Annotated in this window: 23 protein-coding genes and 1 tRNA gene; 16 read left to right on the plus strand and 8 right to left on the minus strand. The window is 70.4% G+C overall.

What is annotated here, in order from left to right:
* Positions 1 to 885 precede the first annotated feature (885 nt).
* On the plus strand, positions 886 to 1,347 hold the full coding sequence (locus ACLBX9_RS03235) for a hypothetical protein (RefSeq protein WP_447717895.1): 462 nt from the start codon (positions 886 to 888) through the stop codon (positions 1,345 to 1,347).
* A 15-nt stretch (positions 1,348 to 1,362) separates the two neighbouring features.
* On the opposite strand, the gene ACLBX9_RS03240 is transcribed toward ACLBX9_RS03235, so the two are convergent.
* The 4 genes from ACLBX9_RS03240 to ACLBX9_RS03255 all read right to left on the minus strand — a co-directional run bounded on the left by ACLBX9_RS03240 (position 1,363) and on the right by ACLBX9_RS03255 (position 2,143).
* Positions 1,363 to 1,608, minus strand: coding sequence for a hypothetical protein (locus ACLBX9_RS03240; protein WP_447717896.1), 246 nt, complete (start codon positions 1,606 to 1,608; stop codon positions 1,363 to 1,365).
* A 9-nt stretch (positions 1,609 to 1,617) separates the two neighbouring features.
* Positions 1,618 to 1,803: a hypothetical protein gene (locus ACLBX9_RS03245; protein WP_447717897.1), complete on the minus strand. Its 186-nt coding sequence runs from the start codon at positions 1,801 to 1,803 to the stop codon at positions 1,618 to 1,620.
* On the minus strand, positions 1,800 to 1,979 hold the full coding sequence (locus ACLBX9_RS03250; RefSeq protein ID WP_447717898.1) for a hypothetical protein: 180 nt from the start codon (positions 1,977 to 1,979) through the stop codon (positions 1,800 to 1,802). The genes ACLBX9_RS03245 and ACLBX9_RS03250 overlap by 4 nt, the downstream gene beginning before the upstream one ends.
* A gap of 89 nt (positions 1,980 to 2,068) precedes the next feature.
* A tRNA-Val gene (locus tag ACLBX9_RS03255) sits at positions 2,069 to 2,143 on the minus strand.
* A 249-nt stretch (positions 2,144 to 2,392) separates the two neighbouring features.
* Between ACLBX9_RS03255 and ACLBX9_RS03260 the strand changes: the two genes are divergently transcribed.
* Positions 2,393 to 3,397: an alginate O-acetyltransferase AlgX-related protein gene (locus ACLBX9_RS03260; protein ID WP_447717899.1), complete on the plus strand. Its 1,005-nt coding sequence runs from the start codon at positions 2,393 to 2,395 to the stop codon at positions 3,395 to 3,397.
* 149 nt (positions 3,398 to 3,546) lie between these two features.
* Here ACLBX9_RS03260 and ACLBX9_RS03265 read toward each other — a convergent pair whose 3' ends face one another.
* A complete protein-coding gene (locus ACLBX9_RS03265; RefSeq protein ID WP_447717900.1) occupies positions 3,547 to 4,017 on the minus strand; it encodes a hypothetical protein in 471 nt (156 codons plus the stop codon).
* 33 nt (positions 4,018 to 4,050) lie between these two features.
* On the opposite strand from ACLBX9_RS03265, the gene ACLBX9_RS03270 reads away from it, so the two are divergent.
* The 9 genes from ACLBX9_RS03270 to ACLBX9_RS03310 all read left to right on the plus strand — a co-directional run bounded on the left by ACLBX9_RS03270 (position 4,051) and on the right by ACLBX9_RS03310 (position 14,896).
* Entirely contained in the window at positions 4,051 to 4,662 is a 612-nt protein-coding gene (locus tag ACLBX9_RS03270) for a hypothetical protein (RefSeq protein ID WP_447717901.1), read from the plus strand.
* On the plus strand, positions 4,653 to 6,842 hold the full coding sequence (locus ACLBX9_RS03275; RefSeq protein ID WP_039894252.1) for a glycosyltransferase family 2 protein: 2,190 nt from the start codon (positions 4,653 to 4,655) through the stop codon (positions 6,840 to 6,842). The genes ACLBX9_RS03270 and ACLBX9_RS03275 overlap by 10 nt, the downstream gene beginning before the upstream one ends.
* Positions 6,843 to 7,024: 182 nt before the next feature.
* Positions 7,025 to 8,356 carry an MFS transporter gene (locus ACLBX9_RS03280; protein WP_010685964.1) on the plus strand — a complete coding sequence of 444 codons (1,332 nt, stop codon included), beginning with the start codon at positions 7,025 to 7,027 and terminating at the stop codon, positions 8,354 to 8,356.
* A gap of 114 nt (positions 8,357 to 8,470) precedes the next feature.
* Complete coding sequence (gene cyoA, locus ACLBX9_RS03285; protein ID WP_085988056.1) at positions 8,471 to 9,700, plus strand: ubiquinol oxidase subunit II; 1,230 nt, start codon at positions 8,471 to 8,473, stop codon at positions 9,698 to 9,700.
* Positions 9,701 to 9,775: 75 nt separating this feature from the next.
* A complete protein-coding gene (cyoB, locus tag ACLBX9_RS03290) occupies positions 9,776 to 11,776 on the plus strand; it encodes a cytochrome o ubiquinol oxidase subunit I (RefSeq protein ID WP_447717902.1) in 2,001 nt (666 codons plus the stop codon).
* A gap of 4 nt (positions 11,777 to 11,780) precedes the next feature.
* Entirely contained in the window at positions 11,781 to 12,413 is a 633-nt protein-coding gene (gene cyoC / locus ACLBX9_RS03295; protein WP_447717903.1) for a cytochrome o ubiquinol oxidase subunit III, read from the plus strand.
* Positions 12,410 to 12,811, plus strand: a complete 402-nt coding sequence (gene cyoD / locus ACLBX9_RS03300) for a cytochrome o ubiquinol oxidase subunit IV (RefSeq protein ID WP_010685968.1) — start codon at positions 12,410 to 12,412, stop codon at positions 12,809 to 12,811. The genes cyoC and cyoD overlap by 4 nt, the downstream gene beginning before the upstream one ends.
* A gap of 14 nt (positions 12,812 to 12,825) precedes the next feature.
* Positions 12,826 to 13,602: an SURF1 family protein gene (locus ACLBX9_RS03305; RefSeq protein ID WP_447717904.1), complete on the plus strand. Its 777-nt coding sequence runs from the start codon at positions 12,826 to 12,828 to the stop codon at positions 13,600 to 13,602.
* A gap of 76 nt (positions 13,603 to 13,678) precedes the next feature.
* Positions 13,679 to 14,896 carry a TIGR03862 family flavoprotein gene (locus tag ACLBX9_RS03310; protein WP_447717950.1) on the plus strand — a complete coding sequence of 406 codons (1,218 nt, stop codon included), beginning with the start codon at positions 13,679 to 13,681 and terminating at the stop codon, positions 14,894 to 14,896.
* A 10-nt stretch (positions 14,897 to 14,906) separates the two neighbouring features.
* Here ACLBX9_RS03310 and ACLBX9_RS03315 read toward each other — a convergent pair whose 3' ends face one another.
* Positions 14,907 to 15,755: a collagen-like protein gene (locus ACLBX9_RS03315; protein ID WP_447717905.1), complete on the minus strand. Its 849-nt coding sequence runs from the start codon at positions 15,753 to 15,755 to the stop codon at positions 14,907 to 14,909.
* A gap of 226 nt (positions 15,756 to 15,981) precedes the next feature.
* Between ACLBX9_RS03315 and ACLBX9_RS03320 the strand changes: the two genes are divergently transcribed.
* The 5 genes from ACLBX9_RS03320 (at position 15,982) to ACLBX9_RS03340 (ending at position 22,801) form a co-directional block, all read left to right on the plus strand.
* Positions 15,982 to 16,776, plus strand: a complete 795-nt coding sequence (locus ACLBX9_RS03320; RefSeq protein WP_447717906.1) for an ImuA family protein — start codon at positions 15,982 to 15,984, stop codon at positions 16,774 to 16,776.
* Complete coding sequence (locus tag ACLBX9_RS03325; protein ID WP_447717907.1) at positions 16,703 to 18,313, plus strand: Y-family DNA polymerase; 1,611 nt, start codon at positions 16,703 to 16,705, stop codon at positions 18,311 to 18,313. Before ACLBX9_RS03320 ends, ACLBX9_RS03325 begins: the two co-directional genes overlap by 74 nt.
* Entirely contained in the window at positions 18,310 to 21,600 is a 3,291-nt protein-coding gene (locus ACLBX9_RS03330; protein ID WP_447717908.1) for an error-prone DNA polymerase, read from the plus strand. The genes ACLBX9_RS03325 and ACLBX9_RS03330 overlap by 4 nt, the downstream gene beginning before the upstream one ends.
* 44 nt (positions 21,601 to 21,644) lie before the next feature.
* On the plus strand, positions 21,645 to 22,121 hold the full coding sequence (locus ACLBX9_RS03335) for a hypothetical protein (protein ID WP_447717909.1): 477 nt from the start codon (positions 21,645 to 21,647) through the stop codon (positions 22,119 to 22,121).
* 65 nt (positions 22,122 to 22,186) lie between these two features.
* On the plus strand, positions 22,187 to 22,801 hold the full coding sequence (locus tag ACLBX9_RS03340) for a Uma2 family endonuclease (protein WP_447717910.1): 615 nt from the start codon (positions 22,187 to 22,189) through the stop codon (positions 22,799 to 22,801).
* Here ACLBX9_RS03340 and fae read toward each other — a convergent pair whose 3' ends face one another.
* Together fae and ACLBX9_RS03350 are read right to left on the minus strand one after the other, a co-directional pair.
* Complete coding sequence (fae, locus tag ACLBX9_RS03345) at positions 22,802 to 23,341, minus strand: formaldehyde-activating enzyme (RefSeq protein ID WP_020092273.1); 540 nt, start codon at positions 23,339 to 23,341, stop codon at positions 22,802 to 22,804.
* A 62-nt stretch (positions 23,342 to 23,403) separates the two neighbouring features.
* Positions 23,404 to 24,645 (minus strand): NRAMP family divalent metal transporter, encoded by a 1,242-nt coding sequence (locus ACLBX9_RS03350; protein WP_447717911.1) that lies wholly within the window; start codon positions 24,643 to 24,645, stop codon positions 23,404 to 23,406.
* Positions 24,646 to 24,656: the final 11 nt, after the last annotated feature.

A 24,656-nucleotide genomic window follows, 5' to 3' on the forward strand; every position in this document is an offset into this window, starting at 1 on the left:
GCCATCAGCTGCGCCGTGTCCTGCAGCGAGAGCAGGTTCTGACGCGTGGCGGCCGACAGGGTGATGGAGGACATCGTTCGATCTTTCTGACTTGGCGACCCGCTTTTGGGTTCCCCGTTAGAAACCCTCCCGAACTCAATCCAGGTTAAGAACGCGAAAGATCAGTTGCTCGCAATCGTTCACGGTTAACAATTGCCAACGAGTTGGTCCGCTTCAGCGCGGTCGATCCTATTCCGCTCTTCGCCGATGACTGGTCAAAAGTCGACGAAAGCGATCTAGTTGGATGGCGCGCACATCGCTGATCGCCTGCCAGAGCTGCCACCGGTGCCAGGAGCGCACGTCCGAGAGCGCCTGGATTTAGGCTTGCTGCGCGTCGGTCATGGATAGCTCTTTCGCGATCGGCAGCCCAGGCCGCTTCCGTCAGCCTCTGGCGTAGCCCCACGCGGCTGCCAGTATCTCGATCGCTTCATTCTGGGTCGAACCTGCCCATTGAGTGGCTGCCGGTCCTAGGCCACATTGCACTCGGCGATCACGCGGAGGGCGGCCATGCACGACCTTATCCATGCACTCCGCCTCTGGCTTTGGCGCCGACAGGTCAAGGCGATGGAGCGGGATTGCCGACCGAGTGGCTCAAGCGACGGCGACTGGATCGCGGCGACCGTTGCGGCGTCCGCCTCTAGTTCAGGTTCCGGGGCTTCGGCCTCGTATTCCAGCGGGTCCGGGATATGAAGGGGACGGACCGCGGAAGCGCCTGCCGCCGCTCGCGATTTTCAGCACCATCCACATAGCTCCACCGCGCCTTTCGCGGGCCCACCTCGTCGCCGTTGAAGCCTGCGCCGGCATGGGGTCTGTTCCATATCCGTTCGCGGATGGAAGGGCACCAGAATGGGGCGTCTGGGCGACGCGCAGCCCGGCCGGGCCTACGTGGACTGCGCCGCCTGCAAGCGCTCGGGGCGGTATCAGGTAAGCGGCCTGATCGAGCGGTACGGGCCCGACATCTCGTCGACCGACCTGCTGCGCCACCTCACGGCCTCATGCCGCCACCAGCGCCCGCCCGGGGCGCCGCCCGCGCGCAAATACGAGCACCTGTGCCTCGCCGCGATCACGCTGCCGCCGCCGGTGAAGCAGATCCCGCCGGTGCCGCCGGGCGTGCCCTACACAATCGAGGTCTGGAAGGAGGTCGGGGGCAACATCGAGCTACACCTGGCCACCATCTACCCGCTGGCCCTCGCGCTCGCCGCGTTCGAGGCCGCATGCCAGGAATGGCCGACGCACATGGTCACGCTGCGGGATCGGGCCCGGATCGTGCGGAAGCGGGAGCAGCCGTCGCAGACCGCCGGCGCGTAGCCTGCCGCCTGCCGCTCAGTCCGCCCGCACCTCATGCCGCCCGAGTTGGGACAGCAGGTATCGGCCGGCGTGTGTCGAGTACCACGCCGATCGCGTGCGCCCTGGGCCGCGGGTCACGCGCGACTCGACCAGTCCCAACTCGACCAGCATCGGCATGACGGACGGGTGAGCCTGCATCCGGAGACCACCCGGGTTGGCCGCCACGGCGCGCAGGGCCTTCAGCGCGAGGCCTCGGACCGGAGCGTGCGGTTCGGTAGGCATGTCGGCGGGCTATTGCAGCATCCCTGGCGAGTCCATCAGGCCCAGTCTGATAGCCAGAGCCAAAAGGTCGCTGTCGGTCAGCGTCTCGCCGTCAACCAGCCAGAGCGCGAAGTCGTCGCTCCAGGGCTCGACCTTCTTCCTGAGGAGCCGGAGCGCTTCCGCGGCCTCAAGGATCGGGTCGGGCTCGTCGGTCATGGTCGCCGCCGCCGCCTCGCCTTCCTCGGCAGCGCCTTATCCAGCACGTTCTGGATCTGGCGCAGGATCATCGGCGCAGCGTCCGGATTATCGGCTTCCTCGGCGACCCGGACGAACACCTCGATGATCCGAAGCGCTTCGTATGGGTCCATCAGGGCTTCGGGTTCGGTCGTCATGCGAACCTGCCTGTGAGGTTCGCCGAACCGGTTTCAGGTTCGCTGAACCTGGGATCACTACTTCAATGCCAGCTAAGTCACTGAAGTAGTGGTGGGCGCGACAGGGATCGAACCTGTGACCCCTACCATGTCAAGGTAGTGCTCTCCCGCTGAGCTACGCGCCCGGGCCGGAGCCGTGCGGGCTCCGTTGGGCCGGGCCTATAGCGGCTGCCCGGCGTGGGTGCAAGCGGAACCTGCGCGCCCCGCGCGTTGGATCCCGGCGCGGACGCGTTCGAGAGGCTTGAGCGATCTGCTTGCCTGCAACACCGATCATCGAGACAAGGGGCCGATCAGAATGCCATCCTGGCTTCCGCCAGCCGCCACCGCTTGACCGCCCGGAGACACGCTTCGGGCGCTCACCTTGGAAACGATTTATGGCCGCCGCCGACCAGATCCATATCGGGAAGGAAGGCTTCCTGTTCCTTCTGCAGGGAAGCAACAACGTCAGCGAGCAGTTTGTCAGATCCGCAGACGTTCAGAATTTTCTCCTGCACTGGCAGACCATGATCCTGTATCGCAGGCGAAAGCTCCGTGAGATGGGGGTCGCCTACAGGCACATTCTCGTTCCGGAAAAGATCACGATCTATGACAATCTTCTGGATCAGATCGATCTCGATTGGAAGTTGTCGCCAGCATTCAGGTTATACCACGAGGATCAATATCTTAAGCACGCTCCGCTTCTCCGCCTGCGCGTCGATCTCGTCTTGCGGCGTCGGGCACGCTGGCGATCAACCCTGATCGACCTGATCGGGCCGTTGCGGCGCCAGAGAGGCGAGCAGGATCTCTACTATCGGACCGACAGCCACCTGTCCTTCGCCGGCCGAATGGTGGCGTATCGCGCGATCTGCCGCGCGGTCGAAGCCAGTCCCGTGCGCGATTTCTGGGAACGTCCGACCACATACCATCCGGGTTGGGCGGGCGACCTCGGGATCGCCTTCACGCCGCCGAGATACGAGGGAACGACGCTGCACCACATCCAGCGGGACGCGGTTCGGGTGCATGCAAGCCCGATCGTCGAACTCCGGGAGCGTCTCGGACTGGAGGGAACGCTCCACACCGGCGCTCACGTCATCTACCGCAATGACGGCGCGGCCGACGCCCGGCGGGTCGTCCTGTTCGGCGACAGCTACGCGAACTGCCTGCCGAACGGCCTCACGATCATGCTGGCTGAGACGTTCCGGGAGCTGCACTTCATCTGGAGCACGCAGCTCGACTACGGCTACATCGAGCAGGTCCGTCCCGATCTGGTTCTGACGGAGATGTCGGAACGGTTTGTGTTCCGGTCCGCGGACGACGGGTGGAGCCTGGATCGTTACGCGCGGCACCGTTACGGTGCGGAGCTGGCGGCTGTGGCCGCGCCGGACGCCGTTCGGTCGTGAGGGATGACGCGCCGCGTTCCAGGGCGGCGGCAAGGCTGTGCGCCCGGATCCCGAACACGGTGCGCCGGATCCCGCGTCGCGCTTTGCACGCGCCTTCGCGCGCTGATAGGTTGGCCTGCCGAGAGAACGGCGTTCGCCGGCTGCGCGTGCTATGAACCGGCCCGGCTCCTGACGCAGACTTGCAGACCCGATCCTCGAGAAACAGAGAAATTTAGAAATCCGCCGTGCGCTTTTATATAGATCACGATGATATTCACTCGATCCGCGGCTGGGTTGTACCGGATAATCAGCAGGCCATCGGCCGGGTCGCCGTGTCCGTCAATGGACGTCGGGTCGCCGAGATCGAGGCAAGCCTCACCGACCCGGTGTTCAAGACCAACGGCTGGCACGCGACGGGGCAGTGCATCTTCCTGATAACCGGCGTCGAGGTGCCGGGGCTCCATGACATCGAGCGGCTGGAGCTTTACGACGCCGATACGAACACGCTCATCCATCGGCGCAATGTCCAGAAGAATCTCACGCAGGTTCGCACCTATCTCATAAATACCGGGATCGAGCCTGAAGTCCTCATTCAGAATGCTCTGTTCCCGCATTATGAGAAGTGCTACTTCGGCGCTCACAAATTGAGCGACGAGATCATATCCAGCATCTTCATGAGCACCACGCGCTCGCTCCTGATGTCGGGCTCGCTCACGGTGCCGCGGTATGAAAATTATCTGACGCCGGACCTGATGCTCACCGCGATCCTGCTGCAGGATCCGCATATCGAGATGGCGACCCGCATGCGCTGGCTCAAAGCCCGGGCCGGCGACGCTGCCGATCCGGCGCGCAGCTGGCGCCTGGGCCCGCTGGCCGAGGCCGCGACCTTCGCGGACGAGTACGACTTCGCCGACGTGAAGAGCCTCAAGCGCTTCTTCCGGATGCTGCCGGAGCCGGCCTACCGGCTGCTCTACAACCCGCTGACCCGCCAGCTCGGCACCCGCATGCCCGAGGACCGGCTGCATCCCGGCAATTCCATCGCGGCGATCGAGGTGCTCGCGCGGATCGAGATCGTCGGCCACAAGGCCCGGTTTCCCGCCTTCGCGTCGACCCTGTTCGACCGGCTCGGTATCGCCGCGCCGATCCCGGTCCTGCCCGCGGTTCCGCCGGAGACGGAAGCGCTCGCCCAGCGGTTGAAGAGCGTCAAGGCGGTCGAGGAGATGCTGGTGTTCGACGTCGCCATGTCGGATGTGGTGAAGGCCTCGGTCGACAAGGGATGGAGCTGAACGTGCGCGTCGCCGACGCGGCGGGGCACCGCCTGCCCCCGGCGCAGCTGGCCGGGACCCGGCGCGGCCGCGGCGGCCTGCCGGTCCGGTCCGGGGCCGACGGGCTGCGCGTCGCGCTCCCCGGCCTCGCCGGCCGCTGGGCCGAGATCGTCCTGTTCAACGATCCGGCCGACGGCCGCGACGCGGTGCCCGATATCAGCTTCGTCGGGGCCGACGGACGTCCCGGCCCGCTGCTGCCGCAGGAGGCCCGGGGCGCGGGGGCTTTCGCGTGGATCGGCCGCCTGCCCGAGGATGCCGCGGAGCTGCGCGTGTTCGACCCGGCCGGGCGGGTCCCGGCCCGTCTGCGCCGGATCGCGGTGCGCCGCCTCGCCCGGCCGGGCCTCGCCCTGCGCGGGCTCCTGCGCGATCCCGGCCTGACCGCGCGGGCGCTAGGCTGGCGGGTCGTGGGCAAGAAGGTGCGGGCCCGGGGCTTCCTCGGGCGGGCGCTGCGCCACCGGCGCGTCACCGGCTACGAGGCCTGGATCGGCACGCACGCGCTCCGCCGCACGGAGCGGGACGGGATCGCCGCCGAGATCGCCGCCTGGGCCGACCCGCCCCTAGTCTCCGTGCTGATGCCGGTCCACGACCCCGACCCGAAGGTGCTCCGGGCCGCCCTCGCCTCCCTGCGCGCGCAGCTCTACCCGCACTGGGAACTCTGCGTCGTCGACGATGCCTCGACGCGGCCCGCGATCCCGCGCATCCTCGCCAAGGCGGCCGCGGACGACCCGCGCATCCGCGTCGTCACCCGGCCCGAGAACGGCCACATCGCCCGGGCGACCAACGACGCGCTGGGGATCGCCCGGGGCGTCGCCTGCGCGTTCATGGACCACGACGACGCGCTGACCGACGACGCGCTCTACGAGGTCGCCCGGGCGCTGCGCCGCGACCCGGCGCTGGTGCTGGTCTACAGCGACGAGGACAAGATCGACGGGCGCGGGCGCCGGTTCGACCCGCACTTCAAGGCGGGCTTCGACCGGGAGCTGCTCTACGCGCAGAACTACATCAACCACCTCACGGTGGTGCGCACCGAGGCGCTGCGCGCCGTCGGCGGCCTGCGCCCGGGCTTCGAGGGCAGCCAGGACCACGACCTGCTGCTGCGCCTGACCGACGGGCTCGACCCGGCGCGCATCCACCACATCCCGCGGGTTCTGTATCACTGGCGGGCCGCTCAAGGCTCCGGCACCTTCTCGGACCGGGCGCTCGCCCGGGCCGAGGCCGCGCGCCTGCGGGCGCTGGAGGAGGTGGTCGCGCCCTTCGGCGGCCGGGCCGAGCGCGGTCCCGGCGGCTTCAACCGGCTGATCCGGCCGCTGCCGGAGCCGCCGCCCCGGGTCTCGGCGATCATCCCGACCCGGGACCGTGCCGAGATCCTGTCGATCACCCTCGACGGGCTGCTCGGGGCCACCGACTATCCCGACATCGAAGTTGTGATCGTCGACAACGACAGCCGCGAGCCTGAGACCGCCGCCCTGTTCGCCCGCTACCGGGACGATCCGCGGGTGCGCGTGGTGGCGGTGCCCGGGGCCTTCAATTTCTCCGATCTCTCGAACCGGGGCGCCGCGGCGGCCACCGGGCCGGTGCTCCTGTTCCTCAACAACGACATCGAGGTGCTGGAGCCGGACTGGCTCACCGAGATGGTCCGCCACGCTGTGCGGCCGGAGATCGGCGCCGTGGGGGCCAAGCTCCTCTACCCGGACCGGACCATCCAGCACGGCGGCATCGTGCTGGGGATCGGGGGCGTCGCCGGCCACAGCCATCTCGGCGTGGCGGAGGCGGATCCGGGCTATTTCTGCCGCATGGTCATCGCCCACGAGGCCTCGGCGGTCACCGGCGCGTGCCTCGCCATGCGGGCGGACGTGTTCGCCGAGGTCGGCGGCTTCGACGCGGTCGACCTCAAGGTCGCCTTCAACGATGTCGACCTCTGCCTGAGGATCCGCCGGGCCGGCTACAGGATCGTCTGGACGCCCTTCGCCACGCTGATCCATCACGAGTCGAAGAGCCGGGGGGCCGAGGACACCCCCGAGAAGAAGAAGCGCTTCGAGGGCGAGGTCCTCACCATGCTGGACCGCTGGGGCCCGGAACTGCGCGCCGACCCCTACTACAACATCAACCTGTCACGGAATTCTGCCCATTACCGGGTGTGAGCGGCGCGGTTTGCGTGGATGCTGCCGGATGGCTGCGACCGCGTGGTGCTATGCATGCGTCAGTGGGTGAACTTGCGTCCGGAGCCGGTTGCGATACCTCTGGACATGCCGCAAGAGGCGGTTCCGGCCGGGGCGCCCAGTGAGGCGTCCCTGCGGGCGCGCGGCGAGGGCGACAAGCAGAGATGAGTGCGAACACCCCGACGGTCACAGGGCTGGAACGCGACGCCCAGCAGGCGATGGGGGACCACAAGGTCCACCCGAACGAGATCGCCATCGGCGTGGTCATCGGGCGCGCCTCGGAATATTTCGACTTCTTCGTGTTCGGCATCGCCTGCGTGCTGGTCTTCCCGAAGGTGTTCTTCCCCTTCGTCGACCCGCTGAAGGGCACGCTCTACGCCTTCGCGATCTTCGCCCTCGCGTTCATCGCCCGGCCGATCGGCACCGTGATCTTCATGGCGATCGACCGCCGTCACGGACGCAGCGTCAAGCTCACCACCGCCCTGTTCCTGCTCGGCGCCTCCACGGCCGCCGTCAGCTTCCTGCCGCGCTACGACAGCATCGGCATCTCGGCCGTCTACATCCTCGCGGGCTTCCGGGTGCTGCAGGGCTTCGCCCTGGGCGGCGCCTGGGACGGGCTCGCCTCGCTGCTCGCCATGAACGCGCCCCGGGAGCGGCGCGGCTGGTACGCGATGATCCCGCAGCTCGGCGCGCCGCTGGGCTTCATGGTGGCGAGCGCCCTGTTCGCCTTCTTCATCGTCAACCTCGACGAGGCGGACTTCATCGACTGGGGCTGGCGCTTCCCGTTCTACTGCGCCTTCACCATCAACGTGGTCGCGCTGTTCGCCCGGCTGCGCCTCGTCGCCACCGACGAGTTCGCCCGGATGATGGACCTCGACCGTCTGCGCCCGGTGCCGGCCCTGGAGCTGTTCCGCCACCACGCGGGCGACGTGGTCCGCGGCGCCTTCGTGCCGCTCGCCGCCTTCGCGCTGTTCCACCTCGTGACGATCTTCCCGATCGCGTGGCTCGCGCTGAACAGCACGACCCGCTCGCCGGGGGAGTTCCTGATCGTGCAGTTCTCGGGCGCCATCGTGTGCGCCGGCGCGGTGGCGGCCTCCGGGCTGATCGCCGACCAGATCGGCCGCCGCAACTGCCTGATCATGAGCGCGTCGCTGATCGCCTTCTTCGCCGTGGGCAGCATCATCGCGCCGCTCCTGTTCGGCGAGAGCGCCATCGGCCAGACCATCTACGTCACGATCGGCTTCATGCTGCTCGGCCTCGCCTACGGCCAGACCGCGGGTGCGGTGAGCGCCCGCCTCGGCAACCGCTACCGCTACACCGGCGCGGCGCTGACCTCGGACTTCGCGTGGCTGATCGGCGCCGGCTTCGCGCCGCTGGTCGCGCTGTTCCTGTCCCAGCGCTACGGCCTGGCGATGATCGGGGTCTACCTCCTGTCCGGCGCGGTCTGCAGCCTCGTGGCCCTGTTCACCGACCGCTCGGAACTGCGTCAGATGTGACGGACGCGGCGCGCGGCGAAGGCCGCGCCGCCCTCCCGTGACGGACAGGAAAGCCGCTTCGCGCGGCACGGCAGAAGCGCCGCGTCAGCGGCATGGGATAACGAGACGCGTGCTGTGACCTCTTCGACCCATCGACCGGACAGGACCGACGCCTTGCGACCCCGGGGCTTCCGCGGGCGCCGCCTCCTGCCGCTCCTGACCCTGCCCCTCCTGACGCTGCTCGGAGGCTGCAACTTCGTGGTCCTGCAGCCGGCCGGCTACGTGGCCGAGCAGCAGCGCAACCTCGTGCTGGCCGCCACCGGGCTGATGCTCCTGATCATCGTGCCGGTCATCGCCTTCACGCTGATCTTCGCGTGGCGCTACCGCGCTTCCAACGAGGACGCGGTCTACGACCCCGAGTGGCACCACTCGACGCAGCTCGAGGTGCTGATCTGGACGGCGCCCCTGATGATCATCATCGCGCTCGGCGCGCTGACCTGGATCGGCACCCACACCCTCGACCCGTTCCGGCCGCTCAGCAAGATCGACACGAAGCGCGACGTGCCCGCCGGCACCGTGCCGCTGGAGGTCGAGGCCATCGCCATGGATTGGAAGTGGCTGTTCCTCTACCCGCAATACGGGATCGCCACGGTCAACGACCTCGCCGCGCCGGTGGACCGGCCGATCCGCTTCAAGATCACCGCCACCGACGTGATGAACACGTTCTACGTGCCGACGCTCGCCGGCATGGTCTACGCGATGCCCGGCATGCAGACGCAGCTCCACGCGGTGATCAACCGCGAGGGCGATTCCGAGGGACGCTCGGCCCATTACAGCGGCGCCGGCTTCTCCAACATGTTCTTCAAGTTCCGCGGGCTGACCAACGACAAGTTCGACCAGTGGGTCGCCAAGGCCAAGGCCGAGGGCGGCGAGCTGACCCAGGAGGCCTACCTGAAGCTCGAGGAGCCGAGCGAGGCCGAGCCGGCGCGCTACTACAAGTCCTACATGCAGGGTCTCTACGACCGGATCATCGGCATGTGCCCCCGTCCCGACCAGATGTGCGTCGGCGAGATGGCCAAGATCGACGCCCAGGGCGGCGCCTCGGGCGAGGAGGCGCAGGCGAACTACAAGCGGCTTCGGTACGACAACCGTCTCGCCGAGCGCGGCGTCGAGGGGCCGGGCGCCACGGCGCCGGCCTCGGAGACCCTGCCGCACGGCCAGACGCAGCCCCAGGGCATGCAGCCGCGGCCCGACATGGGCAACCCGGACGTCCGGGGGCAGAAGTCGCCCGACAGCCAGGGCAAGGGCTCCGGCGAAGGCCAGAGCGAGGGCTTCCAGATCGCCCCCAAGCAACTGAACCAATGAGGCCGCGCGCGATGGCAGCGGACTCCACACACAAGACCGGCGGTCGCCGTCGAACCCACTGAACGGGCCGATCCCATGTTCGCAAACCTAGACCTACAGCAGCTGCTCTTCGGACGATTTACGATCGAGCAGATCCCCTACCACGAGCCGATCCTGCAGGGGACGTTCGCGGGCGTGGCCGTGGTCGGCCTCGCCGTGCTCGGCGTCATCACCTACTACCGCTTCTGGGGACCGATGTGGCGTGACTGGATCACGTCGATCGACCACAAGAAGATCGGCATCATGTACTGCATCTTCGCGGGCGTGATGCTGCTGCGCGGCTTCGCCGACGCGATCCTGATGCGCTCGCAGCAGGCGATCGCCTTCGGCTCGGAGCAGGGCTTCCTGCCGCCCCACCACTACGACCAGATCTTCACCGCCCACGGCATGATCATGATCTTCTTCGTGGCGATGCCGTTCGTCACGGGACTCATGAACTTCGCCGTGCCGCTGCAGATCGGCGCCCGCGACGTCGCCTTCCCGTTCCTGAACAACTTCAGCTTCTGGATGACGGTGGCCGGCGGCATGCTGGTGATGGTCTCGCTGTTCGTCGGCGAGTTCTCCCGCGCCACCTGGCTCGCCTACCCGCCGCTCTCCGGGGCGGCGATGAGCCCGGGCGTCGGGGTCGACTACTACATCTGGGCGCTGCAGATCGCCGGCATCGGGACGCTGCTCTCGGGCATCAACCTGGTCGCCACCATCGTGAAGATGCGGGCGCCCGGCATGACCATGATGAAGCTGCCGATCTTCGTCTGGTCGTCGCTGTGCACCAACATCCTGATCGTGGCCGCCTTCCCGATCCTCACGGCCGTTCTCGCGATGCTGTCGCTCGACCGTTACGTCGGCACGCACTTCTTCACGAACGACCTCGGCGGCAACGCCATGCTGTACTTCAACCTGATCTGGATCTGGGGCCACCCGGAGGTCTACATTCTGATCCTGCCGGCCTTCGGGGTATTCTCGGAGATCACCTCGACCTTCTGCGGCAAGCGCCTGTTCGGCTACACCTCGATGGTCTACGCGCTGGTGGTGATCACCATCCTGGCCTACCTCGTGTGGCTGCACCACTTCTTCACGATGGGCTCCGGCGCGGACGTGAACTCGTTCTTCGGGATCACGACGATGATCATTTCGATCCCCACGGGCGCGAAGATCTTCAACTGGATGTTCACCATGTACCGCGGCCGGATCCGGTTCGAGGTGCCGATGCTGTGGGTGGTGGCGTTCATCGTCACCTTCGTGATCGGCGGCATGACCGGCGTCCTCCTGGCGGTGCCCCCGGCCGACTTCGTCCTGCACAACTCGCTGTTCCTGATCGCGCACTTCCACAACGTGATCATCGGCGGCGTGCTGTTCGGCATGTTCGCCGGCGTGACCTTCTGGTTTCCCAAGGCCTTCGGCTTCAAGCTCGACGAGTTCTGGGGGAAGATGGCGCTGGGGTTCTGGGTGACCGGGTTCTACGTGGCCTTCATGCCGCTCTACGTGCTCGGCCTGATGGGCGTGACCCGGCGCATGCAGCACTTCGACGACCCGTCGCTGCAGATCTGGTTCGTCATCGCGGCGCTCGGCGCGGCGCTGATCGCCTGCGGCATCGCCTCGCAGATCGTGATGTTCGTGGTCTCGATCCGCAACCGCGACAAGCTGCGCGACCTCACCGGCGACCCGTGGGGCGGCCGGACGCTGGAATGGTCCACCTCCTCGCCGCCGCCGGACTACAACTTCGCCTTCACGCCGGTGGTCCACGATTCCGACGCGTGGTGGGACATGAAGAACCGCGGCTTCTCCCGCCCCCTCAAGGGCTACCGGCCGATCCACATGCCCAAGAACACCGCGGCCGGCGCGATCCTGGCGGGCCTGAACTTCACCTTCGGCATCGCCATGGTCTGGTACGTCTGGTGGCTCGCGGCGCTCAGCTTCGTGGCGATCTTCGTCGTGGCGATCGCCCACACCTTCAACTACAAGCGCGACTACTACATCCCAGCCGACACGGTCAGTCGGACGGAACGTCAGCGGACGCGCGAACTGGAGATGGCGTGATCCGATGATGCACGCAGAGACCGCACCTCCCGGCGCCGCGGCGCCGGTCTTCTACCAGATCGACGAGGAGGGCCATCATTCCGAGGGCTCGACCATGCTCGGGTTCTGGCTCTACCTGATGAGCGACTGCCTCATCTTCGCGACCCTGTTCGCGACCTACGGGGTGCTCGGGCGGAGCTACGCGGCCGGCCCTACCCCGAAGGACCTGTTCGACCTGCAGGGCATCGCGGTGAACACCGCCATGCTGCTGTTCTCGTCCATCACCTACGGCTTCGCCATGCTGGAGATGGACCGGGACCGGATCCGGCAGACGCAGATCTGGCTGGCGGTGACCGGCCTGTTCGGCGCCGCCTTCGTGGCGCTCGAGATCCGGGAATTCATCCACCTGTTCCACGAGGGCGCGCCGCCCTGGCGCAGCGCCTTCCTGTCCTCGTTCTACACCCTGGTCTCGACCCACGGCCTGCACGTCTCGATGGGCATCCTGTGGCTGGTCGTGCTGATGGTGCAGGTGGGCAGGCACGGGCTGATCGTCGAGAACAAGCGCCGGCTGATGTGCCTGTCGATGTTCTGGCACTTCCTCGACCTGATCTGGATCGGCGTCTTCACCGTCGTCTACCTGATGGGAGTGCTCGAATGAGCGCCGACGCGCACCCCGCGGCTGCCCACGCCGGGCACGGCCACCACGACGCCCACAGCGAGGGCGGGCACGGCTCCTTCCGGGGCTATATGACCGGCTTCGTCCTGTCGGTGATCCTGACGGTGATCCCGTTCTGGCTGGTGATGGGCAACGTCCTCGACAACAGCCTCGTCACCACCCTCGTCATCCTGGCGCTGGGCGGCGTCCAGATGGTCGTGCACGTCGTCTACTTCCTGCACATGAACACGAAGTCGGAGGGCGGCTGGACCTTTATGGCGCTGATCTTCACGATCACGCTCGTGGTGATCATGCTCGCGGGCTCGGTGTGGGTGATGTATCACCTCAACCACAACATGATGCCGATGGACGCCCACGACGTCATGAACAACGCCCGCTGAGCGCGCGTCCGGAGATGAGGCCCGCGGGGTCGGGAGGGGACCCAGGTCCCTCCCCGGCCCCGATTTCGTTGCTGCGGCGCGTCGTATTCGGCGTTGCCGCCGCCCTCGTGTTCGTGGTCCTGGTCGGGCTCGGCACGTGGCAGGTGGAGCGGCGGGCCTGGAAGCTCGACCTGATCGCGCAGGTCGACGCCCGGGTTCACGCGCCCGCCGTGCCGGCGCCCGGCCCCGCCGACTGGCCCCGGATCGGCCCCGACGACGCCTACCGGCACGTGACGCTGTCGGGCACCTTCCTGCACGACCGCGAGACGCTGGTGCAGGCGGTGACAGAGCGCGGTGGCGGCTTCTGGGTGCTGACGCCGCTGCGCCGCCCGGACGGCAGCCTCGTGCTGATCAACCGCGGGTTCGTGCCGGGCGACCGCCGGGATCCGGCGCCGCGCGCGGCCGGGCAGGTGGCGGGCGAGACCAGGGTCACCGGTCTCCTGCGGTTGACCGAGCCGAAGGGCGCGTTCCTGCGCGCCAACGACCCGAAGGACGACCGCTGGTACTCCCGCGACGTCGCGGCCATCGCGGCGGCGCGCAGCCTCACCGATGTCGCCCCCTACTTCGTCGACGCCGACGCGACGCCCAATCCCGGCGGCCTGCCGGTGGGCGGCCTCACGGTGATCGCCTTCCCCAACAACCACCTCGTCTACGCGATCACGTGGTACGGGATGGCGCTGATGCTGGCGGGGGCGGTGGTCTACGTCTTGCGGGGCGGCCGGGCGAGGGACGGAGCTGCCGAAGAGCACTGAGCCCGGTTGGCAGCGAGGCCCCGCCGCACAGCCTTCGCCCTTGACAGGGACCCGCGGCCTGCCGCTTCCCGGGCGGATGCCGGACGACACGGACGAGATCACCATCGTGGGCGGCGGCCCCGCAGGGCTCGCGGCGGCCGAGGTGCTGGCGCAGGCCGGGCGCGCGGTCACGGTCTACGAGCGCATGCCGTCGGTCGCCCGCAAGCTGCTGATCGCCGGCCGCGGCGGCCTCAACATCACCCACAGCGAGGGGCGGGCCGACTTCCTCGCCCGCTACCATCCGCAGGGCTACCTCGACGCCGCCGTCGCGGCCTTCCCCCCCGACGCGCTGCGGGCGTGGTGCGCGGATCTCGGCGAGCCGACCTTCGTCGGGTCGAGCGGGCGCGTCTTCCCGCGGAGTTTCAAGGCCTCGCCGTTGCTGCGGGCCTGGCTCGGGCGGCTCGACCGCCTCGGCGTCCGGATCCGGACCCGACACCGGCTCACGGCGATCGACGGGGGGCTGCGCTTCGAGGCTCCGGACGGGCCGCTGGCCATCGCGCCCCGGGCGGTCCTCCTGGCGCTGGGCGGGGCAAGCTGGCCGCGGCTCGGATCGGACGGGCGCTGGGTGCCGGTCCTCGAAGGGCTCGGCGTGGCGGTCACGCCCCTGCGCCCGGCCAATGCCGGCTTCGCGGTGGCGTGGTCCGACCTGTTCCGGGAGCGGTTCGCCGGCACGCCGCTGAAGCGCGTGGCGCTCGCCTGCGACGGCAGCGCCGTGCGGGGCGAGGCCGTGATCACCGAGACCGGCCTCGAGGGCGGGGCGGTCTACGCCCTCTCGCGTCCCTTGCGCGCGGCGATCGCGGCGCGCGGCGGCGCCCGGCTCGTCGTGGATCTGCGCCCGGACCTGACCCGGGATGCCCTCGCAAGCCGCCTGTCCGGCGCCCGGCCCGGCGATTCGGCCGCCACCCGGCTGCGCAAGGCGGCGGGTCTCCCGCCGGTGGCCGCGGGCCTGCTGCGCGAGGCGGCGGGGGCCGCCCTCCCGACGGATCCCGAAATCCTCGCCGGGCTGATCAAGGCCGCGCCGCTGACCCTCACCGCCTCGGCGCCGATCGAGCGGGCGATCTCGACGGCGGGCGGCGTCCGGCTCGACGCCCTCGACGGGCGGTCGATGCTGCGGGCCCGTCCCGGCCTGTTCCTGGCCGGGGAGATGCTCGACTGGGAGGCCCCCACCGGCGGCTACCTGCTCCAGGGCGCCTTCGCGGGCGGCCGGGCGGCGGCCGCCGGAATCCTCGACTGGCTGGGCGAGACCGGCGGCTGAGGCACCGCCCTCACGGCCGCGCGCAGAACCCGACGATGCCGGAGGCCTCCGCCGGGCAGCTGGCCCCCTCCCCGTCATAGACCGGCGCACCGCCCTTGAGGCAATGGGCGGTGACGAGCGTCTCCCCGGTCTCGCAGGTCACGGCGCAGCCGCCCGCGCATTCGGACTTACGCACCGGCCGCAGGGTGGAGGCCGCGGCCTCGCCCCTCGGTCCCGGCGCGCCCTGCGCTCCGGCCTGCCCCCTGGGACCCGGGGTTCCCGCCTCGCCCTTCGGACCCGGCGCGCCCTGCGGGCCGGCCGGACCCTGTGGCCCGGCATCCCCCTTGGCGCCGGCATCCCCCTTTGGGCCGGTCTCGCCCTTGAGACCGGCCTCGCCCTTGGGGCCCTGATCGCCTTTGAGGCCCTGCTCCCCCTTGGGACCTGCCTCGCCGGGAGGCCCCGCGACGCCCTGAGGGCCGGCGGGGCCCGGAGGTCCTTCGGGCGCGCAGTTCGCCACCACGACCTCGCGCTCGTCCGGCTCGGACTTGAGCGTCGCCACGCAGGTCGAAGGCCGGTAGGGAAGCCGGAAGGTGAAGCGCCCGCGCCGGTCGGCCTGGATCGAGATGTCGTCGTCCAGCACCACGATCGCGCCCGGCTTGCGCACCGAGCCCGAGATGCGCAGGTCGCCGGCCTCGATCCGGGCGTCGTAGACCATGATCGGCTGGCTCGGGACCTGGGCGTGCCGGACCCGCGGGCGGGCCGGGCGTGTCCGCGTTGCCGGGGCCGCATCCGGGGCCGCGCCCCCCGGGTCCGCGGGCTGCTGGGCGAAGGCCGCGCCCGACAGGGCGAGCAGGATCGTCAGGGCGAGGGTCGAGCGCATGCGCGGTCCGTATCGACCGCGTCAGGCACGCGGCACCGGGACATTGGTCTCGCCCTGCGAGCGAGGTCAACCGTGGCCGTCGAAGCCGGCACGGGCGGCTGATTCCACAGGCGTCCACAGCCATCCACAGGCCAAGCCGCTGCGCCGCTGCGGGATTCCGGAACCCGGCGGAAACCGTTTGTGCGCGTTCCTGTTATGTTCCTATCGTTCGGCATGATCGGAGCCGATGGAAATGGGGCTGGACCCTGCGGACGAGACCGGGCGCGCGTCCGACCGCGGCGAGTCCCGGGCGCGGCTGGCGGCCCTGCGGACGCGTCTCGCGCCGCCGGTCGACGGACGGGGCTCCCGCCCGGTCCTGCCGCTGGACCTGCCCGCCCTCGACGCCCATCTCCCCGGCGGCCTCGTCCTCGGTCCGCCCCACGAGATCGCGCCGGCCGAGCCCGCGGACGGGATCGCAGCCCTCGGCTTCGCCCTGGCGCTCTGCGCCCGCCACCTCGCTCACAGGCCCGGGGCGGCGTTGATCGCCGCGGCGCCCGGCCAGCCCCTGCCCTACGGCCACGGCGTGGCCGGTCTCGGCCTCGACCCCGACCGGCTGCTGCTGCTGGAGGCCGGCAGCGACGCGGAGGTGTTCCGCGCGCTGGAGGCGGCCCTGCACGCGCGGGCTCTCACGGTCCTCGTCGGCCTCCTGCAGGACGGGCTGCCGCTGAAGCCGAGCCGGCGCCTCCAGCTCGCCGCCGAGGAATCCCCTTCGGGCCCCGCCCCGCCGCTCCTGCTGATCCTGCGGCCGGCGGAGGCCGGGATGCCCAACGGGGCCGCCACCCGCTGGCGGATCGCCGCGGCACCGGCGGCGCGGGACCGGTTCGGCACCCTCGACAGGCTGCGCTGGCGGGCGCGGCTCGAACGCTGCCGCAACGGGCGGGGCGGCGACTGGCTTCTGGAGTGGGACCATGCCGCGCATCGTCTGCATCTGCCTGAGCCACTGGCCGGTGACGCGGCTGCGGCGGGCCGGTCTCGCGCCTGACGCCGGGCCGTTGGCCGTGGCGGCCGAGGGCTCCGGCGGCCTGCGGCTGGTGGCCCTCGATCCGCAGGCCCAGGCCCTCGGCCTGCGGCCCGGCGAGCCCCTGGGCCGCGTCCGGGCGCGGATCGGCGTGCCGCTCCAGGTCTACCCCGCCGACCCGGCCGCCGACCGGGAGGCCCTGCTGCGGCTCTGCCGCTGGGCGATGCGCTACGCGCCGCTGGTCTCGTCCTTCGGGGCGGCCGAGGCGGCGGACGGCCTCTACATCGACGTCGCCGGGGCGAGCCACCTGCGCGGCGGCGAGACGCGCCTCGTCGACGACCTCGCCGGACGCCTCGCGCGGGCGGGAATCCCCGCGCGGATCGCGCTGGCCGACACACCCGGGGCCGCCTTCGCGCTGGCCGGCCACGGCGGAGCCGACCGGATCGTCGTGCCGCCGGGCGGGGCCGTCCCGGCCCTGCGGGGGCTGCCCGTGGCGGCGCTGCGGCTCGATCCCGGCACGGTCTCGGGCCTGAAGCGGCTCGGCCTGAAGCGGATCGGGGAAATCGACGCCCTGCCCCGGGGGCCCCTCGCCCGCCGCTTCGGCGAGGCCCTGCTCCTGCGCCTCGACCAGGCCCTGGCGCGGCGGCCCGAGCCGCTGGCGCCCCTGTCGGACGCGGCCGCCTACACCGCGGGCCGCGGCTTCCTCGACCCGATCGGGCGGCAGACGGACATCGTCCGGACGACCCGGGACCTGATGGCGGAGATCGCCCCTCAGCTGGAGTGCGCCGGGCTCGGCGCCTGCACCGTGCGACTCGCCCTCCATCGGGTCGACGGGGCGGTGCGGGCCCTCGATCTCGGCCTGTCGCGCCCCGAGCGCTGCCCGGAGCGGGTCGCGGCCCTCGTCGCCCTGCGCCTCGACCGGCTGGGATCCGCCCTCGAGGCCGGCTTCGGCTTCGAGACGGTGGTGCTGGCCGTCACGGTGACCGGCCCCATGCCGGCCCGCCAAGCGGATCTCGGCGCCGCGACCGAGGGCGACGGGATCGGCTTCCTGGCCGACGCCCTGGCGCAGCGCCTCGGACGGGCGCTCCTGCGGCTCGAGCCGCGGGCGAGCCATCTGCCGGAGCGGGCCGACCGGGGTGTTCCGTGGAGGGCCGGATCGGTGCCGAGTTCGGTCCGGGGCCGGATACAGGCGCCACCCCCTCCCCCCCCTGCGGGGGAGGGTGGCCCCCGAGCCATGACTGCCTTCTTCGACGCCCCCTGGCCCGACCACCTCCCGCCCCGTCCCCTGGTGATCTTCCCCCGCGGCGAGGCCGCCTGCGACGTGCTCTCGACCGTGCCCGAGGGGCCGCCCCGGCGCTTCCGCTGGCGGGCCCGGATCCATCGCGTCGTCCACGCCGAGGGACCGGAGCGGATCGCCGCCGAATGGTGGCGCGCGCCCGCGGAGACGCGGGACTACTACCGCATCGAGTGCGAAGCCGGGCACCGCCTCTGGCTCTACCGCGACGGGGCGCACGCCCCCGACCGTCCGGCCGCGTGGTACGTCCACGGGCTGTTCGCGTGAGCCGTTCCGGGACCGCCTACGCCGAACTCGCCGTCACCACGAACTTCTCCTTCCTGCACGGCGCCTCGCACCCGCAGGAATTCGTCGTGCAGGCGGCGGCCTACGGCCTCAGGGCCATCGGCATCGCCGACCGCAACACCGTGGCCGGCGTCGTGCGTGCGCACGCGGCGGCACGCTCCCTCGAACCGCAGGGGACCGCGCTCCGGATCCTGCCGGGGGTGCGCCTCGTCACCGAGGAGGGGTTCGAGGCCGTCACCTACCCGATGGACCGGGGCGCCTGGGGGCGCCTCTGCCGGCTGCTCACCCTGGGCAACCGGCGCGTCCGCAAGGGCGCGTGCCGCTTCTCCTTCGCCGAGATGGTGGAGGCCGCCGAGGGGCAGATGTTCATCGCGATGCCGCCGGCCCGGCGCGTGCCGGAGGGGTTCAGGGCGCGGCTGGAGGCGCTGGCCGCCGCCGCCCCGGGCCGGACCTTCCTGGGGGCAAGCCACACGCGCCGCGGCGACGAGCGGCGGCGCCTCGGGCTGCTCGCCGAGCTGGGCGCGGCCTCCGGCGCCCCGATGGTCGCGGTCTCGGACGCGCTCTACCACCATCCCGAAAGGCGCCAACTGCAGGATGTGGTCACCTGCATCCGCGCCGGCTGCCGGATCGGCGAGGCCGGCTACCGGCTGGAGGCGAATGCCGAGCGCCACCTGAAGCCCGCCGCCGAGATGGCCCGGCTGTTCGCCGACCACCCGGAGGCGCTGGCCCGCTCCGTCGAGATCGCCGAGGCCTGCGACTTCGACTTGGCGCAGCTCCATTACGAGTATCCCGACGAGCCGGTGCCCCCCGGGCGCACGCCGCAGGAATACCTGGAGGAGAAGACCTGGGAGCGGGCGCGCTGGCGATACGGCGGCGACGTCCCGCCCGGCGTCGCGGCGACGCTCCGCGAGGAGCTGCGGCTCATCGCCCAGATGGACTACGCCCGCTACTTCCTGACCCTGTTCGACGTGGTCGAGTTCGCCTGCGGCCGGGGCATCCTCTGCCAGGGCCGGGGCTCGGCGGCCAATTCCGCCGTGTGCTTCTGCCTCGGCATCACCGCGGTCGACCCGTCGAAGCACCGGCTGCTCTTCGCGCGCTTCATCTCGGAGAACCGGGGCGAGCCCCCCGACATCGACGTCGATTTCGAGCACGAGCGCCGGGAGGAGGTGATCCAGCACCTCTACGCCCGCTACGGCCGGGAGCGGGCCGCCCTCTGCGCCACGGTGATCCACTACCGCCCGCGCATGGCGATCCGCGAGGTCGGCAAGGTTTTGGGGCTGACCGAGGACGTGACCGCGGCGATCGCCGACACGGTCTGGGGCTCCTGGGGCACCGGCATGCCGGACCAGCACGTGCGCGAGGCCGGCCTCGACCCGGAGAACCCGGCGATCCGGCAGGCGCTCGACCTCGCCCACCAGCTGATCGGCTTTCCCCGCCACCTCTCGCAGCATGTCGGCGGCTTCGTGCTGACCCGCGGCCGCCTCGACGAGACCGTCCCGGTGGGCAACGGCGCCATGGCGGACCGCACCTTCATCGAGTGGGACAAGGACGACATCGACGCGATCGGCCTGATGAAAGTCGACGTGCTGGCGCTCGGCATGCTGACCTGCCTCAAGCGCGGCCTCGATTTTCTGGAGAGGGATCACAGCACCTTCTACGAGACGCTGGCCGACCTGCCGCAGGACGACCCCGAGACCTACGCGATGCTCGCCAAGGCCGATTCCGTCGGCGTGTTCCAGGTCGAGAGCCGGGCGCAGATGTCGATGCTGCCGCGCCTGAAGCCCAAGGAGTTCTACGACCTCGTGGTGCAGGTCGCGATCGTGCGCCCCGGCCCGATCCAGGGCGACATGGTCCATCCCTACCTGCGGCGGCGCTCCGGGATCGACCCGGTGGAATACCCGGCCCCGCACCCGGATCACGGCCCGGCGGACGAGCTGAAGGAGGTCCTGCAGAAGACCTACGGGGTGCCGCTGTTCCAGGAGCACGCCATGCAGATCGCCATCACGGCGGCGGGCTTCAGCCCGGCCGAGGCCGACGGGCTGCGCCGGGCGATGGCGACCTTCCGCCATGTCGGCTCGATCGGCGGGTTCGCGGAGAAGTTCGTCGGCGGCATGACCCGCCGGGGTTACCCGCAGGACTTCGCCGAGCGCTGCTTCGCGCAGATCCGCGGCTTCTCCACCTACGGCTTCCCGGAGAGCCACGCGGCGAGCTTCGCGCTCCTCGTCTACGCCTCGGCCTGGATGAAGTACCGGCACCCCGACGTCTTCCTGGCCGCGATCCTCAACGCCCAGCCCATGGGCTTCTACCAGCCGGCCCAGCTGGTGCGCGACGCCCGGGCCCACGGGGTCGAGGTGCGGGGCGTCTGCGTCAACGCCAGCGACTGGGACTGCACTCTGGAGCCGGCCGGGAATCCGAAGCGGCACGCCGTGCGGATCGGCCTGCGCGCGGTGCGCGGCCTGCCGGAGGCGGCGATGCGCCGGCTCGTGCGGTTGCGCGCCAACGGCTACGCCAGCATCGAGGGCCTGCAGGCCTCCCTCGCCCTGCCCCGCAACACCCTGGAGCGCCTGGCCGAGGCGGACGCGTTCCGCTCGCTCGGCCTCGACCGGCGCGCCGCCCTGTGGATGGTCCGCACCCTGGAGGGGACGTCATCCCGCAAGGCCGCCAGGGCCGACGGCTCCGAGCGCCGGGCCCATCTCCTCGAGGCGCCCCTGCCGCTCTTCGCGTGGCACGCCGATGACGGCCTGTTCCGGCACGAGCCGGCGGTGGAGCTTCCGGCCCTCGCCCCGTCCGAGGCGGTGGCCGAGGATTACGCCGCCACCGGCCTGTCGCTGCAGGGGCACCCGGTCGCGTTCTTCCGGGGACGGCTCGCCCGGATCGGCGCGATCCCGGCCCGGGCCCATCTGGATCCGGCCCTGCCCCAGGGCGCGCGGGTCACGGTGGCGGGGCTGGTGCTGATCCGCCAGCGGCCGGGCACCGCCAAGGGCGTGGTCTTCCTGACGCTGGAGGACGAGACCGGTATCGCCAACGTGATCGTCTGGAAAACCGTGTTCGAGGCGAACCGAAGGGCCGCCATGCAGGCCCGGTTCCTGGCCGTGCGCGGCCGGATCCAGCGGGCGGGCGGGGTGGTCCACCTCGTGGCGGAGGGGTTCCGCGACCTCACCGCCTCCCTGCGCGACCTGCGCGAGGCTGGGATGAGGCTGCCACCCGAGACCACGGATTTCAGTGCGCCCCCGGATCGGCGCGTGTATCGCAGCCGGGATTTCCACTGACGCCAACCCCTCGACAGGCCCCGCGCCGCGCGTAGAGTGCGGCCATGTCGAGCTTCGCCGTTCCGCGCCTCCTCCTCGTCGCCTGCGCGGCTCTGCCGCTCGCCCTGCCCCTCCTGGCGGGGGCCGCCCGGGCCGACAGCTGCGACGACCTCACCCGCCAAATCGCCGGCGCCATCGGCGGCCGGGTCGGCAAGCGCGCGGGCCCGAGCATCGACATCCGCATGGCCGGCCCGATCAAGTTCGACGTGACCTGCCGGGTCGAGCCGATCGTGCAGGCGACCTCGGCCGAGCCGACCCCCTCGGCGGCCTTCTTCCGGGACCTGTCGGTGGCCTCCGAGATCCTCGTCGGCGAGCCGGCCGCCACCGTCGAGCCGATCATCGCCAACGCCTACCGGACCGCGCTGTCGGAACGGCGCAAGTCGTTCATCCAGCAGAACGGCTGGTCGGCCTCCTGCTACACCGACCCGGGCAGCACCACGATGCGCACCCTGTGCTCGGTGGGGCGCATCCCGCCGGGATAGGGGCTCTTGACCGAGGGCGTGGCCGGCGGGATCCTCGATCTCTGTCGACTCGGCCCGGGCTGCCCATGACGACTCTCGAAACCCCGCCCGTCCAGAGGACCGATCCCCATCGGGGATTCTGGGACTTCATCGAGACGCGCCCCGATGAGGAGAAGTGGGAGCTTATCGAGGGCCAGATCGTGATGCAGGCCCGGCCGAGCCTCATCCATCAGGTCATCGTCGTGACTCTCCAGCGCCTGCTGAACGAGGCTCTGGAACGGTCGGGCTCCTCGTGGATCGCCATCCACGATCCCGCCATCGACCTCAGGCCGTTCATCACGGGCCATACCTACGTCCCGGACGTCGCGGTCATCGACGCGGCCACCATCGAGCCTGACCGGAACGTCGTCGACGGTTGTTATCTGGCCGCTGAGATCCTCTCGCCGAGCGATCACCGGAAGCTGCCCGGCACGCGCCAGACGAAGATCGACGTCAAGCGCGCGGGCTACGAGGCCTTGCCGCTCTGTCAGGCCGTGCTCCTGATCGAGCAGAGGAGACGCGCGCTGACCCTGTCGGTGCGCAGCGGGGAGACCTGGACCTGCGCCCGCCTGACCGGGGATGACCGTCTGGTCCTCCCCGGTTTCGGCCTCGATTGCGCCGTGGCGGATCTCTATGCCCGCACGCCCGTCGCACAGGGCTGATCAGTACTCGATCACGCCGTCGAGCGCGTAGTGCTTCACGGTCTTCCGGTTGGCGATCAGCTCGTCCACCGTCGGCTCGCCCTTGAGGGCGCGGGCGATGGCGAGCTTCGTCGCCTCGTAGTTGGTCCGGTAGAGGTCCTTCTGGTCCAGGTTGTCGTCCTCGGCGCAGCGCTGGTCGAGCCAGATCATGATGATCATGCACAGCTCGTCGAGCCCGTCCTTCGGCAGGATGCCCTCGATGATGCAGTCGACGATCGCGTCGCCGGTGGCGGCCTGGACCACGCCGCCGAGGAGCTCGGCATACTCGGCCGTGTGGATCGTGACCTTGGTGGTCATCATCGTGGCGGGGCGCACGAGCTGGTTGAGGTCGCGGACCACGAACATCCGCGTGTGGCCCTGGACCTGCCCCATCATCGACGCGAAGGCCTGACCGACCGGACCGCGCACCGAGCCGATCAGCACCTCCGGCATGGCGTCTGTGTACTGGCCCTCGGCCGCCAGCACCGTGGCCTCGCCCGTGCGGAACCAGATCTCTTGCATGTTCGAACTCCACCTGATCGGAGCCCGCGGGAGACATCATCGGAGGGCTCGCGTCAATCGCGTCAGAGCAGGCCGACCCCGTCGAGCACGCCGATCATCGCGAAGGCGATCGTGATCCCCGACACGGCGTAGACGACCCACCTGTAGGCCCCGGCCACGCGCTGCCCCTCCGGCAGGACGCGCGTGGCCAGCAGGATCAGCAGGCCGAGCGCCAGGGGCAGGAGCAGGGCGTTCATGACCTCGACCGCGATGTTGAGCGCCACGAGGTTCGGCACGAGCTGCACGGCCACCGCCCCCGCGGCGACCGCCAGCGCGAAGGCGCCGTAGAAGGCCGGCGCCTCCCGGGGCGACTGCCCGAGGGAGTGCGGCCGGCCGGTCACGTCGCCGAAGCCCCAGGCCAGCGCCAGGGCCACGACGTTCAAAGCCACGAAGGCCGCCGCGATGATGCCGACCCCGAACACCACCTGCCCGAGCCAGGGCCCGAGGGCCGGGGTGAAGGCGCCCGCGAGGTCGCCCACGGTCTCCAGTCCCTTCGCGCTGCCCTGACCGGACTTGCCGATCGTGGCGGCGGCCGCGATCAGGATCGCGCCCATCACGCATTGCGAGATCACCGCGCCCACCAGGGTGTCGAGCCGCGAGCGGCGCGCATGGTCCCAGCCGAGGCCTTTGTCGACGATGGCCGACTGCTGGTAGAAGATCATCCACGGCATGATCACCGCGCCGATATTGGCGGCGATCAGCACCCGGTATTGCCCGTCACCCAGCGGGATGTGCCCGAAGGAGGCGACGATCTCCGGCACGTCCGGCCGCGCCGCGATCGCCAGCCCGACGAAGACCAGCTCGAACAGGCCGACCGCGATCGCCACCACCTCGACGCGCCGGTAGCTGCCGGTGAAGACCAGCCCGAGGAGCAGGGTCGCCGGCAGCCCGAGACTCACGAGCCGCGGAACCCCGAACAGGTCGCCGATCCCGGCGATCCCGGAGAACTCAGTCACGATGGCGCCGATTCCCGCGACCACGAGGCCGCCGTAGGAGATCCAGGCCCAGACCGGTCCGTAATGCGTCCGGATCAGCTCGCCATGGCCGCGGCCCGTGGCGGTCCCGAGCCGGACCGTCAGCTCCTGGACGACGTAGAGGATCGGCACCAGCAGGATCTGCAGGAGCAGCAGCGAGTAGCCCCAGCGCGCGCCGCTCTGGGCCGCCGTGATCAGGCTGCCGACATCCGTATCGGCGAGCATCACGACCAGTCCCGGGCCCGCGGCCTTGAGGAACGCGGACAGGCGGGGCAGGGAAGCGCTGGGCACGGCTCGGGAAC

Source organism: Methylobacterium sp. A49B (genome assembly GCF_053346215.1).

What these genes read in the sequence shown, in the direction of transcription:
- ACLBX9_RS03235 (WP_447717895.1), top strand. Translation starts at nt 886, where the DNA reads ATGGGGCGTCTGGGCGACGCGCAGCCCGGCCGGGCCTACGTGGACTGC.
- ACLBX9_RS03240 (WP_447717896.1), bottom strand. Translation starts at nt 1,608, where the DNA reads ATGCCTACCGAACCGCACGCTCCGGTCCGAGGCCTCGCGCTGAAGGCC.
- ACLBX9_RS03245 (WP_447717897.1), bottom strand. Translation starts at nt 1,803, where the DNA reads ATGACCGACGAGCCCGACCCGATCCTTGAGGCCGCGGAAGCGCTCCGG.
- ACLBX9_RS03250 (WP_447717898.1), bottom strand. Translation starts at nt 1,979, where the DNA reads ATGACGACCGAACCCGAAGCCCTGATGGACCCATACGAAGCGCTTCGG.
- ACLBX9_RS03260 (WP_447717899.1), top strand. Translation starts at nt 2,393, where the DNA reads ATGGCCGCCGCCGACCAGATCCATATCGGGAAGGAAGGCTTCCTGTTC.
- ACLBX9_RS03270 (WP_447717901.1), top strand. Translation starts at nt 4,051, where the DNA reads ATGAGCACCACGCGCTCGCTCCTGATGTCGGGCTCGCTCACGGTGCCG.
- ACLBX9_RS03275 (WP_039894252.1), top strand. Translation starts at nt 4,653, where the DNA reads ATGGAGCTGAACGTGCGCGTCGCCGACGCGGCGGGGCACCGCCTGCCC.
- ACLBX9_RS03280 (WP_010685964.1), top strand. Translation starts at nt 7,025, where the DNA reads ATGAGTGCGAACACCCCGACGGTCACAGGGCTGGAACGCGACGCCCAG.
- cyoB (WP_447717902.1), top strand. Translation starts at nt 9,776, where the DNA reads ATGTTCGCAAACCTAGACCTACAGCAGCTGCTCTTCGGACGATTTACG.
- cyoC (WP_447717903.1), top strand. Translation starts at nt 11,781, where the DNA reads ATGATGCACGCAGAGACCGCACCTCCCGGCGCCGCGGCGCCGGTCTTC.
- cyoD (WP_010685968.1), top strand. Translation starts at nt 12,410, where the DNA reads ATGAGCGCCGACGCGCACCCCGCGGCTGCCCACGCCGGGCACGGCCAC.
- ACLBX9_RS03305 (WP_447717904.1), top strand. Translation starts at nt 12,826, where the DNA reads ATGAGGCCCGCGGGGTCGGGAGGGGACCCAGGTCCCTCCCCGGCCCCG.
- ACLBX9_RS03310 (WP_447717950.1), top strand. Translation starts at nt 13,679, where the DNA reads ATGCCGGACGACACGGACGAGATCACCATCGTGGGCGGCGGCCCCGCA.
- ACLBX9_RS03315 (WP_447717905.1), bottom strand. Translation starts at nt 15,755, where the DNA reads ATGCGCTCGACCCTCGCCCTGACGATCCTGCTCGCCCTGTCGGGCGCG.
- ACLBX9_RS03320 (WP_447717906.1), top strand. Translation starts at nt 15,982, where the DNA reads ATGGAAATGGGGCTGGACCCTGCGGACGAGACCGGGCGCGCGTCCGAC.
- ACLBX9_RS03325 (WP_447717907.1), top strand. Translation starts at nt 16,703, where the DNA reads ATGCCGCGCATCGTCTGCATCTGCCTGAGCCACTGGCCGGTGACGCGG.
- ACLBX9_RS03335 (WP_447717909.1), top strand. Translation starts at nt 21,645, where the DNA reads ATGTCGAGCTTCGCCGTTCCGCGCCTCCTCCTCGTCGCCTGCGCGGCT.
- ACLBX9_RS03340 (WP_447717910.1), top strand. Translation starts at nt 22,187, where the DNA reads ATGACGACTCTCGAAACCCCGCCCGTCCAGAGGACCGATCCCCATCGG.
- fae (WP_020092273.1), bottom strand. Translation starts at nt 23,341, where the DNA reads ATGCAAGAGATCTGGTTCCGCACGGGCGAGGCCACGGTGCTGGCGGCC.